Source organism: Acinetobacter sp. V102_4, assembly GCF_031799005.1.
GTDB classification, from domain to species: domain Bacteria; phylum Pseudomonadota; class Gammaproteobacteria; order Pseudomonadales; family Moraxellaceae; genus Acinetobacter; species Acinetobacter calcoaceticus.
Genome location: NZ_JAVQNR010000034.1, coordinates 1 through 14,832, shown reverse-complemented (window position 1 = coordinate 14,832; position 14,832 = coordinate 1). Strand labels below are relative to the sequence as shown.

Annotated in this window: 14 protein-coding genes and 1 pseudogene; 8 read left to right on the top strand and 7 right to left on the bottom strand. The window is 37.3% G+C overall.

All coding sequences use genetic code 11. From position 1 onward, the window contains the following. Positions 1–28: 28 nt before the first annotated feature. Together RMB13_RS05010 and uraH are read left to right on the top strand one after the other, a co-directional pair. The gene (locus RMB13_RS05010; RefSeq protein WP_080028307.1) at positions 29–496 is read left to right on the top strand and encodes a heme-binding protein; all 468 of its coding nucleotides are present in this window, start codon (positions 29–31) and stop codon (positions 494–496) included. A gap of 11 nt (positions 497–507) precedes the next feature. Next, positions 508–909: a hydroxyisourate hydrolase gene (gene uraH, locus RMB13_RS05005; protein ID WP_000167347.1), complete on the top strand. Its 402-nt coding sequence runs from the start codon at positions 508–510 to the stop codon at positions 907–909. Between the two features lie 59 nt (positions 910–968). Here uraH and RMB13_RS05000 read toward each other — a convergent pair whose 3' ends face one another. The 5 genes from RMB13_RS05000 to RMB13_RS04980 form a co-directional block, all read right to left on the bottom strand. After that, positions 969–1,676: a PqiC family protein gene (locus RMB13_RS05000; protein ID WP_311084574.1), complete on the bottom strand. Its 708-nt coding sequence runs from the start codon at positions 1,674–1,676 to the stop codon at positions 969–971. Then, on the bottom strand, positions 1,666–3,333 hold the full coding sequence (locus tag RMB13_RS04995; protein WP_311084573.1) for an MlaD family protein: 1,668 nt from the start codon (positions 3,331–3,333) through the stop codon (positions 1,666–1,668). Before RMB13_RS04995 ends, RMB13_RS05000 begins: the two co-directional genes overlap by 11 nt. A 7-nt stretch (positions 3,334–3,340) precedes the next feature. Further along, on the bottom strand, positions 3,341–4,147 hold the full coding sequence (locus RMB13_RS04990; RefSeq protein WP_004643392.1) for a paraquat-inducible protein A: 807 nt from the start codon (positions 4,145–4,147) through the stop codon (positions 3,341–3,343). Further along, entirely contained in the window at positions 4,144–4,752 is a 609-nt protein-coding gene (locus RMB13_RS04985; protein ID WP_004643393.1) for a paraquat-inducible protein A, read from the bottom strand. Before RMB13_RS04985 ends, RMB13_RS04990 begins: the two co-directional genes overlap by 4 nt. 278 nt (positions 4,753–5,030) lie before the next feature. Next, complete coding sequence (locus tag RMB13_RS04980; RefSeq protein WP_311084572.1) at positions 5,031–5,915, bottom strand: LysR substrate-binding domain-containing protein; 885 nt, start codon at positions 5,913–5,915, stop codon at positions 5,031–5,033. Positions 5,916–6,008: 93 nt separating this feature from the next. Here RMB13_RS04980 and RMB13_RS04975 point away from each other — a divergent pair, with 93 nt between their 5' ends. From RMB13_RS04975 to RMB13_RS04960, 4 genes are all read left to right on the top strand, one after another. After that, a complete protein-coding gene (locus RMB13_RS04975; protein WP_311084571.1) occupies positions 6,009–6,326 on the top strand; it encodes a carboxymuconolactone decarboxylase family protein in 318 nt (105 codons plus the stop codon). Then, a complete protein-coding gene (locus tag RMB13_RS04970) occupies positions 6,317–6,727 on the top strand; it encodes a tautomerase family protein (RefSeq protein ID WP_311084570.1) in 411 nt (136 codons plus the stop codon). Before RMB13_RS04975 ends, RMB13_RS04970 begins: the two co-directional genes overlap by 10 nt. A gap of 578 nt (positions 6,728–7,305) precedes the next feature. Next, the gene (aspT, locus tag RMB13_RS04965; RefSeq protein ID WP_311084569.1) at positions 7,306–8,991 is read left to right on the top strand and encodes an aspartate-alanine antiporter; all 1,686 of its coding nucleotides are present in this window, start codon (positions 7,306–7,308) and stop codon (positions 8,989–8,991) included. Positions 8,992–9,047: 56 nt separating this feature from the next. Continuing rightward, a complete protein-coding gene (locus RMB13_RS04960) occupies positions 9,048–10,646 on the top strand; it encodes a bifunctional aspartate transaminase/aspartate 4-decarboxylase (protein ID WP_151743228.1) in 1,599 nt (532 codons plus the stop codon). A gap of 47 nt (positions 10,647–10,693) precedes the next feature. Here the strand turns inward: RMB13_RS04960 and RMB13_RS04955 are convergent, their stop codons facing one another. After that, complete coding sequence (locus RMB13_RS04955) at positions 10,694–11,248, bottom strand: helix-turn-helix domain-containing protein (RefSeq protein ID WP_311084568.1); 555 nt, start codon at positions 11,246–11,248, stop codon at positions 10,694–10,696. 654 nt (positions 11,249–11,902) lie between these two features. Here RMB13_RS04955 and RMB13_RS04950 point away from each other — a divergent pair. Together RMB13_RS04950 and proP are read left to right on the top strand one after the other, a co-directional pair. After that, positions 11,903–12,021, top strand: a pseudogene (locus tag RMB13_RS04950) (ADP-ribose pyrophosphatase); the annotation flags it as partial. A gap of 448 nt (positions 12,022–12,469) precedes the next feature. Then, the gene (proP, locus tag RMB13_RS04945; RefSeq protein WP_311084567.1) at positions 12,470–13,957 is read left to right on the top strand and encodes a glycine betaine/L-proline transporter ProP; all 1,488 of its coding nucleotides are present in this window, start codon (positions 12,470–12,472) and stop codon (positions 13,955–13,957) included. A 159-nt stretch (positions 13,958–14,116) separates the two neighbouring features. Here proP and RMB13_RS04940 read toward each other — a convergent pair whose 3' ends face one another. Beyond that, positions 14,117–14,635 (bottom strand): acetyltransferase, encoded by a 519-nt coding sequence (locus tag RMB13_RS04940; RefSeq protein ID WP_311084566.1) that lies wholly within the window; start codon positions 14,633–14,635, stop codon positions 14,117–14,119. Between the last annotated feature and the right edge of the window lie 197 nt (positions 14,636–14,832).

Here is a 14,832-nt window from a genome sequence, read left to right as displayed (position 1 = left end):
AATCATCATGAACAAATTGAAATGGCTGATGCTAACAGCCGTGCTATTGGGTAATAGTACTTTTGCACAGCCCCCTGCTTTGAATCAAGTCTATTCGTTAGATCTTAAAACTGCGCACCTATTAGCGGACAGTGCGAAAGAGGCATGCAAAAAATTAAATCAAAACATTGCAGTGGTTGTTGTTGACCGCGGTGGTAACCCTTTAACTGCCGAACGGCATGAGTTAGTCGGTCCGCATAATTTAATGGCTGCCGAGAAAAAAGCCTATACCGCGTTATCTACCAAAACATCGACCTTGGTTTTAAGCCAAAACAGTAATCAAAACCCCGATGCAAAAAATTTAACCACGGTAGCAAATTTACTTTTGTTAGGTGGCGGAGTACCTGTCCGTTTTGAGAACCAAGTGATCGGAGCGATTGGGGTTGCAGGTGCTGGCGGTGCACAAAATGACAATCAATGTGCAAGCAAAGCCATTGAAACCATTTTTCATTCATAAGGAACTTCATCATGACTAAATCATTTATTGCTTTATCTTCTTTATTTATAGCTTCAGCTACATTTGCACAAACTAATCCGCTAAGTGTGCATGTGTTAAATCTAGAAACGGGGTTGCCTTCTTCTCAAGTTGAAGTCGTTTTAGAAAAAAACACCAATAACCAGTGGGTTAAACTCAACCAGCAAGTGACCGATTCAAATGGTCGTATTACTGCGCTCTATCCAGAAAATAAAAAACTAGAGCAAGGTGTTTATAAAGTTACTTTTAAAACTGAAGACTGGTTCAAAAAGAATAAACAACAAACTTTTTTTGCCGAAGTACCCGTTATTTTTAAAGTGGATGGAAGCGTAAATCACTACCATATTCCTCTACTGCTTAGCCCTTATGGCTATTCAACCTATCGAGGTAATTAAAATAAAAACCTCTTTATCTGTTTTGCACAAATAAAGGGGTTAATTCAAAGCGATTTGGTTTACGAACAAACCCCATTGCTAATCACCGATTTTTTGTTTGAATCGAGCGCCACGATTGAAGAAGAAACCGTATTAATAATTTGAGTCATCGCCTCACTTGACGCACTCACAATTGCTTCCATTTTTTTAGCTTTTTGATCAATCGGCTGCTTAAAAGCAATTCGACAATTTAACTGAGATCCTCTATTAGTGATTACTTTTGCATTAGCTGACTCTAATTGAGTAGGCGGTATTTGACGCTTCACCACCCAAGACACAGCAATATTAATATTGCTGTGATCTACAATATCAAAATGAGAAAAGTCTGTAGAAACACGATATAAAGGCTGATTGTTCCCGGCAAGCCCACTGCTATAACTGTCAATTGCCCCTAACTTTTGTTGTAAACCCGCCGACAAGGTATCGCGTAATTGCGTACCCATGGTCGATGTCCAACGCTCATTGTTTAGCACCGTAGACTTACCACTACTGTCTTGGAGCACCAAAGGTGCACGGTCTAATCGGTCTGGAATCCCGACTGGCAACACCTCAATCACCTGCACAGTTGAGCTGGTGACCGGAGTGACTTTAGGTGTAAGCGTATAGTAGTTTGGCGTTGGCGAACTCGAACATGCTGTCATGGCAACTGCCGTTAAAAACAGGCCGCTCCCAAGCAGCCATTTGGCTGCGTTAGGATGTTGAAAAGATAGATGGTTTTTATTTTTCATCATCGGTCTCTGGTGTCTTACCACGAATAATTGATTCAGGGTGTTGTTCAATATAGTCTGACATTAACTGTAAAGAGGCAGCAGCTCGTGTCATTTGCTGTAATGCTTTACGTACGTCTTGTTGCAACGGCGCATCGCTCGACAAAATAGACTCAGATGATCTTACAGTTTTACGAACATCGTCTAAAGTTGCTTGTAAACCAGGTGCAACTTTGCCATCTAACTGCTTAACCAACTTGTCGGTAGACTCAATCGCTGTGTTCATATTGTTAAGCGTTTTACGCACATCTTGCCCAATTTCAACTAACGGGAATTTCGTTAATTTGTCTGCAATCTGAGAAACTTGTGCTTGTAAGCCACTCAATTCGGTTGGTGTAGTTGGAATCACCACACGGTTATCACCTAGAATCTGTAACGTAGCTGGTTTGGCTTTAGGGAACTTGTCTAGAGCAATATAGTTTTGTCCAGTAAGAAGGTTCCCTGTTCGCATTTGAGCACGCCATCCATGTTCAATAAAATCTTTAAAAATTTCACTGTTCGGGTTAAGTGCCTGACCATTTTCAACTCGTGAAGGATAGATGACTGCCTCAACACGCATACGAATCTGTTTATAGTGGTCATAAAACTCGGCATTTATTGATTTAACATTACCAATTTCAATACCCATGAAATCAATCGGAGCACCGACAGTAAGCCCGCGTAATGAATGATCAAAATACATAATCACACCACGAGGTTGCCCGTCAGGCTCTTTTAATGCATCACCTTTTGAATCCCAAAGATTAAAGCGACTCTGATTCGCCGCTGTAGTAGCACGAGAGCTTTCAGGAATTCCAAAAGCAATACCACCTGCGACAATACTTGCCAGCGATTGAGTATCTAAATTAAAGCCCGAAGCATTTAAGGTCACATCAATCCCACTCGCCTGCCAAAAACGTGCATCGGTGGTTACAAACTTGTCATACGGCGCGCGGATAAACGTTTGTAGTTCAACATTCTTACCATCATCGGACAATTTATAAGCTGTAATTTGCCCTACATTAATTCGACGATAATAAATTGGAGAACCTATATCTAACGAACCAAGATCATCTGCATTTAAGAAAAATACTTTTCCGGGAACATCTGAAGATATGACCGGTGGCACTTCTAATCCAGTAAATTCAAACTTATCCTCTTCTGATTTTCCGCCATCCACTTCAATATATGAACCTGACAATAAGGTGTCTATTCCAGAAACTCCACCCGTCCCAATACGTGGTCGCACGACCCAAAATCGTGAATCTTTTGCTGCAAAGTTACTCGCACCTTTACGCAAATCAATTCTGGCAATAATGTGTGAACGATCATCTGAAAGATCAATCTGCCGTACTACACCAATATCCACCTGTTTATAACGGACTGTTGTTTTACCAGCGACTAACCCTTCAGCCGTTCTAAAAGACACATCAATTGTAGGGCCATGAGACAATAGCGCTTTTACAGCTAATGACAGCGCGATTAAAAGCGCGATCAATGGAATAAGCCAAATTAATAAAGGCTTCCACCGACTCTTCTTTTCTTGGGGCTCTGGTAAATCATTCATGCTATCCAGTTCAACATCTGCATTGCGATGATCTGAGTTACCAGTGGTTATTTCATTTTCAGACATACTCATTGTTCTTTTATTGACTGGGATTAATAGAATCATTATTCAACGGCGGATGTTCTGCCTGAATAATCGTTGTTTTTTCAGAAGCAACAGAAGACGGTTTGTTTGTATTTTGAGATGTATAGAAGTTATCCCAAATAATACGTGGGTCAAAACTAAGTGATGCGAACATGGTTAACACCACAACTGCGCCAAAAGCAATCGAACCCGGTCCAGCTAAAATCGTAGCAAGCGATTGAATCTGAATGAGGGCTGTTAAAAGTGCCACCACAAAAACATCAATCATTGACCAGCGCCCAATAAACTCGACAATTCGATATAATTTAACGCATTGCTCCGGTAAAAATTTCCAACCTGCCGATTTCTGTAGATATACCGCAAATAATAAAAAATACAAAATCAGCAGCTTCAACATGGGAATAAAAATACTGGCCATGAAAATAACGACTGAAACCAGATAGTCTCCACTTTGCCAGAAGTAAATTACCCCACTCATGATCGTATCTTGCTGGCTACCTAAAAGTGAGTCAGTCACCGTCATTGGAAGTACATTGGCTGGAATATAGAGAATTGTTGCAGCAACTACCAAAGCAAAGGTTCGATTTAAACTCGCTGGTTTACGTGAATGCAGTACGCTATTACACCGAATACAACGTAAAACTTGGCTTTTATCTCGTCGTCTTTTTTCATTTTGAGCAGAATTTACGACCCCACAGCAATGACACACAATTAATGAGAGATCTTTGGCTCTTGGATATTGCTTAAGTACCGATCCATGTTGCGAGCTTTTTGTTTGGGTCACATTTTTTATTGTTTTCATGGCAGTGACCTATCAATTTCGTTCCATATATCACTTACCTTTATAGAAGTAATATAGACCAACAATACACTTAAGATCGCAAATGCCCATAAAGCAATCTCGGGAATCACCAAGACCATTCCAACTAACTTTACAAGCGTGACTAAAATTCCGATTAAGAACACCTCAACCATTCCCCACACTCTCATAAAGAAAAGTGTGCGTAAGGCCATCACCAAAAACGTTGGCCTCTTTTTCAATATACTCACTGTACCGAGCACATAGCTAAGCAATAAAAGATAGGAAAGCGGCACAATAAAAGTGGTAATTAAGATGAGTACACCAACGAATGCCCGATCAAAGTGAAACATCACCCAGACTGCCCCCAGTAAAGTAGTCTCGGAAGTATTTCCTTGTAATTCAATTTTTACGATGGGAAAGCTATTGGCAAGAATAAATACAATTAAGGCAGTTAAAATCAAAGCTAACAATGTTGAAAAAGGTTTGGTATGCCGATAGAGTTCTGCGCCACAGCAAACACAATAAGCTCTTTTTCCATAAGCAAGCGGAGCTCTACGATAGACTGTATCGCACTCCTCACAACCTGCTAATTCTTTAAGCTTCATAGTGATACTCTGAAATTTATAATTTGTATTACATCCTTCAACGAGCTTGTTTTACCTAAAACAATGACTCCTAACACGCAAATATCATTCCAAAAATTTAACTTATAGCATTGGTATATCAACATTCAAGTTAAGAAAGATAGAAGAAAAATGAAAATTTTGATTATTTTACTGCTACCCAAAATAATTTATAGAGAATCTCTTTGCTACCAAGTTAAATGAAAATATAAATTAAACAAAAGACTATCTAATTAAATTCAACTTTTTAGACAGAAAAATTATTGAAGATGCTGTTCAATATATTTTTGAAATTGCTGAACAATATAACCAGATTCTAATTTTGAACTAGAATAAAGCCCAAACGATAAAGATTTAAGTTGAGGCAATTCAGCACTTTTTAAAATTTTGATATCTGAAGGTATTTGAAATAATGATCTTAAACTAATTCCAATGCCTGCACGTACCGCAGGCCATAAAGCTTGAACAGAATTGCACTCATAGGCAATGTGCCATTCCAAGCCCTTCTCTTCAAGCGCCTGAATTGCCATTTGTCTTAGAATACAAGGCTGCTGTAAAACAACTAATGGAATCGAAGTTCCAGTTTCAATAATCTGCTGGATGTGTGGATGAGAACAAAATAACCACTCTGTTTCTACATTCTGCAATTCATAAAAATTTTCACGGGCTTCATCTTGTTGCCAGATAAGCGCTAAATCTAACTCTTGTTTTTGTACTTTTTCTAATAAATTAAGATTTCGATCGACCTGAATTTGAAACTGCACTTTAGGATATTGCAACATGAACTGAGCAATTAATTGTTGGAGCGTACCTTCAGCAAAATCTTCTTGTAATCCAAAGCGAATAACCCCTGTCGCTTGAGTCTGGTGAAGTTGTAAAAGTACCCTATCATTCATTGCCAACACACTTTTTGCATGACTAAATAATAATTCACCGCTCGGCGTTAACTCTAACAATCTTCCGTTTTTTCTTAATAATTGGCACCCTGTCTGCTGCTCTAATTTTTTTAATTGAGCACTAATCGCAGCCGGAGACCGACATAAGTTTTGAGCAGCCAAATAAAAACTGCCTAGCTCTATACCTTTTACAAATGCCCGTAAGGCATCTAAGTCAAGGTTAGTGGGTACTTTCGCATAATCATTCATAAAAACTGAACCATAGGTTCAAAAAGTTTTGATTTTTTAAAATATAACAAACTGCCATAGTCGCTACAACATCCCCCAACGCAGAGTTTTAAGATGTTTAGAAAAATTGATATTAATAATCTAGAAACTGTCGCTCCCAAACTTTATGAGCTCGGCAAAGATTATTTGTTTGCAGATATCTGGCAAAGACCCATCCTTGATACTCAAACACGCTGTTTCATTACAATCTCGGCGCTTATTTTACAGGGTCGCTATTCACAGCTCGAATGGCATATCCAAAATGCCCTAAGCCAAGGGATCTCTAAAGAACAAATTATTGAGGTGACTACCCATCTTGCTTTCTATGCAGGACTGCCCACCGCTATTTCAGCACTTGAACATATGCCAGAGGAGATATGGTCATGCCCATGATTCGTTTTACAACTAGCTATCCATATACCGATTTAGAAAAAGCGCAAATATCTAAAGTTGTGGAAACGTGTATGGAAAACTATTTCGATACGCCTAAAAATGATTGTTTTCATATTTTTGAACAAATACCGCAAGGACAGGTTTTTGTTGACCCTGATTATTGGGTTAAAACCGCACGTACTGAAAAGTTCATCTTGCTTTATATCACCTCAGGCAAGCCCCGAACGGCGCAACAAAAATCAGATTTAATGCTGCATGTTACAGCACAGCTTAAACAGAATTTTGATGTTCCAGAACAAGATGTCATGTTTGTGATTGTGCAAAATAGTGCAGAAGATTGGTGCTTTGATCATGCACAGCGCGCTGATCTTTATTTGAAAACAATAGCTCCAATAGCGTAATTTCAAAATAAAATAACCCTAACTATTTATTTTTTAGGGTTATCACATTATATGTAAAATTTTAATAATATTAATGACAAAGAGAATATTTAATTAACTTAAATATTCACAAAGACAAAAACCTCTTTTCATATTTTATTTAAAATAAAAAACATTATAAAGAAATAAGTAACAATTAGGACACCACCATAATTATGAGACACAATTAACAAAAAAATTATTTTAAGTAAATTAATTTTCAATTTGACTCAATCATAAAAATTATATTCAAAAAAATAATAAATTATTTAATATCAATAAATTAATAAAATATCAACATTATTTATTACAAGACATTCTTTATATTATTGTAATAAAATTTTACTTTATATTAAAAAACAAAAGTTGATTTAATCACTCAGAATTACTGATACACATGGGATCCCAAGCAATTTAAGCACATTATTTTTATAATTAAATTTAAGAAAAGCACCAGTCTTGAAGGTTTGCTTAAGTAATTTTCATATAGTATTTTAAAAAATGAAAAATAAATAAATTTATATATTAAAGATAGATTTAATAATAAAAGTGAGATCAAAATGATTGAATGGTTACAAAGTGTCTTAAAGCACAGCCCCGAAATATTATTGTTCTTATCACTCGCAATAGGCTTCTGGATTGGACAGTTTCAATTTGGAAAATTTCAGTTTGGTGGAGTCGCAGGCTCCTTACTCGTCGCAGTTGTTTTAAGCCTTATTGGCGTACCTGTTGATAACGGCGTTAAAGCAATTTTATTTGCCCTCTTCATTTACGCGGTAGGCTTTGAAAGTGGTCCTCAGTTTTTTAAATCGCTGGGGCCACAGTCCATAAAAGAAATTCTTTTAGCAGTATTCATGGCGGTTTGTGGTTTAGTCACCGTCTTAGTGATGGCTAAAATTTTTCACCTCGATAAAGGCTTGGCTGCGGGTCTCGCTGCTGGCGGCATGACTCAATCTGCCATTATTGGTACTGCTGGAGATGCAATTTCTAGGCTCGATCTACCACTGGCTGAAATTCAGAGACTTCAAGCAAATGTCGCGATTGGCTATGCAGTGACCTACATTTTTGGTTCATTGGGAGCGATCATTGTTTGTGTGAATATCTTGCCTAAATTTATGGGTAAAGAAATTCACGACGATGCTTTAAAAGCTCAAAGTGAACGACTCAAAGGTGCTTTTGAACTCGCACCCGGTCAAGAACTAGCGATGCCGGAAATTGTTGGCCGTATTTATAAAGTCAAACAAGCCGATGGACACACGATTGCGGAAATTGAAGCAAAACAGCCGAGTATTACGATTGAACGGTTAAAACGTAAAGATCAGTTTATTGATGTTGCACCCGAACTAACCTTACAAACTGATGATGTCGTATTACTGGTTGGGCGCCGTGCCAATGTAGTTTCAGTTGCCGAGCAAATCGGGAGCGAATTACAGTCATCGCAAGGTATGGAAATGATTATGGATACCAGCGATGTCATCCTAAGAAATTCCAAATATCTTAACCGTACTTTAGGAGACATTAAAGCCAATACACCTGCGTATTTAAAGCACGGTATTTATGTACTTGCGATTAAACATAACGATGAATCACAACCTTTAAGCGATGATACTCTTTTACGACAAGGTGATGTGGTCACTGTATACGGTACAAAAAGCGATCTCGAACGTTTAGTGAAAGAGGCTGGTAAAGCCTTACCTGAAAGCTTAAAAACGGACTGGATTTTTCATGGTGCAGGCCTTGTGGTCGGTTTAGTGATTGGTCTTTTCGTGATTCGTTTAGGTGATGTGCCATTAACACTCGGAGCAGGTGGCGGAGCTTTACTATCAGGTCTTCTCTTTGGCTGGATACGAAGCAGAAATCAGGTACATGGCAATATGCCTCTAGCCGCTTCACAGCTTCTTAAAGATTTAGGACTTGCAGGATTCGTTGCTGCCGTCGGCTTACAATCAGGTTTACAAGCCATTCAAACCATTAAAGAAAGTGGCCTTTCACTCTTTATGATCGGGGTTGTGGTAACACTGGTTCCTCTCCTACTTTCTATGCTCTTTGCACGTTATGTTCTGCGTTATAACAACGTTGCAGTGATGGCAGGTGCGCTATCTGGTTCACGCAGTGCAAACCCTGCATTTGGGGCAATCTTAGACAAAGCAGGAAACTCAATTCCGACTGTTCCTTTTGCAATCACCTATGCCTTGGCAAATGTGTTCTTGACCTTACTCGGACCACTCATCATCGGCTTGGCCTGATTTTATACATTGAATTAGAAATTTTATTCATCTCACTATAATTAAGGAGACGTCCCATGGGGAAAGTCGATTATTCTAAATATGCAAAACTCAGCCCATTTGAACTAAAAGATAATTTAATAGAATTAGCTCAAAGCAGAACTGACAGAATGATGTTAAATGCTGGGCGAGGTAATCCAAACTTTCTCGCAACCGTTCCTCGTAGAGCATTCTTTCAATTGGGTTTGTTTTCGGCGACTGAATCTGAGTTTTCATTTTCTTACATGCCAGAAGGTCTAGGTGGCTTCCCTCGCCCCGTTGGACTCCAGTCACGTTTTGATAATTTTATTTTGGAAAATCGTGACAAACCCGGCGTCGTCTTTTTAGGCAAAGCTGTGTCTTATGTCCGAGATCAGTTAGGCTTAGACCCAGATCTTTTTCTGCTTGAAATGGTTGAAGGCATTTTAGGGTGTAACTATCCGGTGCCAGACCGAATGCTCAGAGTCAGTGAAACGATTATTAAAGAGTACGTCTTACGAGAAATGGGCGTACAAGGCATGCAGAAAAAAGATTTAGACTTGTTTGCGGTTGAAGGCGGAACAGCAGCAATGGCCTATATCTTTAACTCATTAAAAGAAAATAAAATTATTAAAAACGGTGACCGTATTGCAATTGGTAGCCCAATTTTTACGCCATATCTGGAAATTCCAAAACTCAATGATTATCAACTTGAAGAAGTACTCATTGAGGCCGACCCTAAACTCGGTTGGCAATATCCAGAATCGGAACTCAGAAAGTTAGAAGATCCATCAATTAAAGCATTCTTTTTAGTGAATCCAAGTAATCCGCCATCTGTAAAAATGAGTGATGAAGGGCTTGCGATTTTGGAAGATATCGTTAAAAAACGCCCTGATCTAATTATTTTAACAGATGACGTTTACGGTACTTTTGCCGATAACTTCAAATCTCTTTTCGCAATCTGTCCAGATAACACAATTTTGGTTTATTCATTCTCCAAATACTTCGGTGCAACCGGTTGGCGACTTGGTGTCATTGCACTTTCAAATAACAATGTGCTTGATAAACAAATTGCGAATTTATCGAAAAAAGAGAAGAAAGAACTTGAAGAGCGCTATTCATCTTTAACGACTGACCCTGCAAGCATTAAATTTATTGATCGTTTAGTTGCAGATAGCCGTAATGTTGCTTTAAACCATACTGCTGGTCTGTCTACACCACAGCAAGTTCAAATGGTTTTATTTGCATTGTTTAATCTGATGGACTCACGCCAAAGCTATAAAAAAGCAGTCAAGTCTGTTGTACGTGAACGTGATGCAGCACTTTACCGACAACTTGGCGTTGATGTTCCAACCGATCCAAATGCTGTGGACTACTACACTCTAGTCAACCTTGAAAATACCTCACGTACTCTCTATGGAGATGAATTTGCGGAGTGGGTAATGAAAAATAAAAATCCGACCGAACTTTTATTTAGAGTAGCTGATGAAACAGGTGTGGTTTTATTACCGGGCTCTGGCTTCGGTGTCCAGCACCCTTCTGCCCGTGCATCATTAGCTAACCTAAATGAATATCAATATGCTGCTATTGGTGACTCTTTAAGACGCTTTGCGGATGAAGCTTATGCAGAGTATTTAAAAACCAAAAAAGGAAAATAACCTAGATAAAGTGAGGCTCTAGTAGCCTCACTTTATATAAGCTAGACCTAAGACACCATAGTCAAAAAATAGTTTAATAATCTATCTCGGTCATCTATCTGATTTTCTCCTAAAAGCTGAACCATAGCGCCATCAATCACAAATAAAAACAGGTGCGCATCTTCAATTGATGCCGTAATTTTTAACGTTAAAAGTAGTTTATAAATTTCATTAATTAGCCAATTTCGATAGTCAATTACAACCTTATAGGCGGTTGGATAAAGCTTTTCAATTTCAAAAATGGCTTTAAATGGCAAATGGTAAAAGCTCTCTAAATCTGCATGTAAATAGAAAATTTTCTTGAGCTTATCGAACAACATGAGTTCACGGTATGAATGGATAATTGAAAACACCTCGTCTTTTAATGCATCTTTTTGAAAAGTTAGGCACATCTCGATGAGCTTTTCTTTGGAGTGAAAATCATTATAAAAAGTGGATTTTGAAATTCTGGCTTCAGCAATAATTCGGTCGACACCTACATTATGAAAACCATGTTGATTAAATAGATCTCTTGCTGCGTGGAGCACTCTTAATGCTCTAAATGAATTTTCTAAATTTGGCATAAATATTCTGCTTAAAGATAATTTTTTGTTGTATATAAAAGAGATAGAAAGGCCTTCACTCTTAAAACGAGTGCTAAAAACAGGCATGCGAAAGCTGCACACAAAGGATGCGCTAACCTATCTCAAGCTTTATTGTTGATATGATTTTTTAGTCGTAACGATCTAAAGGCTAAACCTATAAATGTTTAAACCGTTTTAAAGACCAGTTGAGCGGTATGGATAGAGAGAGCTTGGCAAAGGCCAAAAAATAAGAAGAAATAGTACGCATGAGCGAACTCCTATATGCATAAAATTTCTGCCAATCACTGCTAAATGATGGTGGCAGAACGAAAGGGGGTTAGCAGACTGGGCATATAGAACCAGCACGCACAAGGCGTCCCCCTTCCGTCCTACCGCTACGAAGGGGGACGAACGAGTTCGCCACCAAAAAATTGCTTTTTTGATGTGCTATACGCTCTCGGTCTGCTAAAACCGGCTGGCAATGTAGGCCAGCAGGCAAAGGATAGTGCTCTACCCTATTACAGTCAAGCATGCAAAATGACATTTGTTTTAAAATAGATCATTAAAAAGTAAGGATAAATAATGAATAACTTATTGTTAAATTAGGTTTATAAAATACTTATCAATCGTTACATAAATATTGAAACACCCTAGGTCGGTTACCTTGGTAAAGATGAATTATTCCTATTTCTACAGCGCGGAAAACTGAAGAACAGATACAACAATTTTTTGATTATTTAGAGTTAATCCCAGAAGCAAAGAAGTGCGATTAATCAAAACCTAATATAAACCCACTTCATTATATTTGGAGTGTTACCCCAACATTGAAATTATGGTGCAAATTAAAGGCAAGTTGAGATTTTGTATATGAAAAGTAAAAAATTTGCTCTCTTAAATTCAAAAAAATAGCGCTTAACTTTTACGCTAATATCATGTCTTTTATCAATTTTTCTATAAAAATTTTGCCCTATAATTCAGTTTTACCACTAAGTAAAGTTATGTAACTTTATCCATACAATTTCTTCACAATTTAAAACCTTAACATAAACAAACAATTAAAAATATTTTGCTATCTTATTGATCATTAAGAGGACACCTCTTAATTTCCTTTTCTTGAATAACTCATCGTTATTCTGCCTCTTTATTCTGCAATTTTTTAATTCAGTATTTAAAACCGTATATGTTCACTTTAAATACTGAGATTCAATTCTTAGGCTAAATATGCGCACATCTGAAAAACAAGTAAAACCTATTGATATTGATGATATCAATATCATCGAGAACGAAAAAACCAAAAAAGCGATTACTGCGGCTGCATTAGGTAATGCAATTGAGTGGTTTGATTTCGGTGTTTATGGTTATGTGGCATACGTTCTCGGTAAAGTATTTTTCCCAAATGCTTCACCAAGCGTGCAAATGATTGCTGCACTTGCTACATTTTCAGTTCCTTTTATTTTTCGCCCATTAGGTGGTGTTTACTTTGGACATTTAGGTGATAAATACGGGCGTCAAAAAGTTCTTGCCATTACTATCATTATTATGTCCATCAGTACCTTTGGTATTGGCCTTATTCCATCTTATGAAACAATCGGTTTATGGGCACCTATTCTTTTACTCATTGTAAAAATTGTACAAGGCTTCTCCATTGGTGGTGAATACTCAGGTGCTGCGATTTTTGTCGCTGAATATTCTCCAGACCGAAAACGTGGTTTTATGGGAAGTTGGCTTGATTTTGGATCGATAGCGGGCTTTGTACTTGGTGCTGCAACCGTCGCTTTGATCACACACGCCGTGGGGGAAGCAAGCTTTGCCGAGTGGGGTTGGCGTATTCCCTTCTTTCTTGCTCTACCACTGGGCATAATCGGTTTATATTTACGAAACCGCCTTGAAGAAACCCCTGTGTATCAACAGCATGCAGAGCAGCAAGCACTAAAAAGCAAACCTCAAAAATTTAGTTTCAAAGAAATTTTTGTTAAACATAAGCGTAGTTTATTGGTGTGCATTGGTCTAGTAATCAGCACTAACGTCACTTACTACATGTTGCTAACTTATTTACCAAGCTATTTTTCGCATAACTTAGGCTATTCAGAAGCACATGGTGCACTTATTATCATTGCCGTTATGGTTGGGATGTTATTTGTACAACCTGTGATTGGTTATTTGAGTGATAAGTTTGGTCGCCGCCCATTTATTTTTATTGGAAGCTTTTCCCTTGTTTTCTTGGCATATCCTGCTTTTGTATTACTTAACTCTGGGGTAAGTTATCAAATTTTTATAGGCTTACTTATTCTTGCTTTATCCCTCAATATGTCTATCGGAGTGATGGCATCAACTTTACCCGCCCTATTTCCAACTGAAATCCGTTATAGCGCTTTAGGTATTGCCTTTAATTTCTCAGTCGTTATTGCTGGTTTAACCCCAACTATTACCGCAACTCTGGTTGAAACTACCCATAATCTGATGGTTCCGGCCTATTACTTGATAATTTGTGGTGTGGTGGGTATTGCTACTGCAATATATTTGAAGGAAACAGCCAATAAGCCTTTAATTGGTGGCGTGCCTATTGCCCATAATATAGAGGAAGCGCAGGAGTTACTTGAAGAATTTCATGAAACTATTGAGCAAAAAATTGAAAATATTGATCAGAGAATTGAAGAGCTTCAGCAAAAACGTCAAAAGCTTGCAGATAAACACCCTGATATAGCCTGATTGAAGTAAAGTTTTTTCATAAAAGTAGCGACTTTAGTGTCGCTATTTTTTTAATATGTTTTTCATTTAATTAGATACTTTAATTAAATATGTTAGCTAATTTTAAAAGCAAAATTATATATTATGTTCTTTGTTATCCCAGATTTATTTTCCCCTACCTTAAAAATTGCTTTTTATAAGTTCTATTTCTTCACTTGAGATATTAGTTAACTGTATTGATGATAGTTCATTGTTAGAGTTTACACCAAAATATATTCCTTCACCATTAAAGTAATACATTGATTTTTCAATATTTAAAAAAATTAACTCTAAATAATCTAACCCTACAACCAATTGTAGTTCATAATTAAAATCATCTTTAAATATGCTTGAATAATCTTCATATATCACATTCCAATCTGAGATATCAAACATAGGTAAGAAGTTTTCAACTGGAAATGAATTTTTAAAATTATAGCCAGTCTTCAATATGTTATTAGATTTTATTGATACAAGAGTAATATTAATTACTTCACCAGTATTACTTAATCCTAATTCAAATAAACAAGTTTTTCCATTTCCGCATCGCCAATATATATCAGCCAACTTATTTTCAGAAAACTCAATAGAAAAAGGAACGTATACATCTATGCTAATCAACGCATGTTTAGGTTGTTGCTTATCAAGCATAACTAACATACTTCATCCTTATTGATTCAACGCTAATTTCTAAATTAATTATTTCATTGTAGATTGTTTTTCAAGATAAAAGCCCATTGTCTGAGCTTTTATCTTCCATCCCGAACGGATCAATAAATCAAAATTCGACTTGTACCGTTACGGTGTCTTGATAAACTCCCGCAGGGGTAGTATCTGCATTTTCATCAGTAATTTTG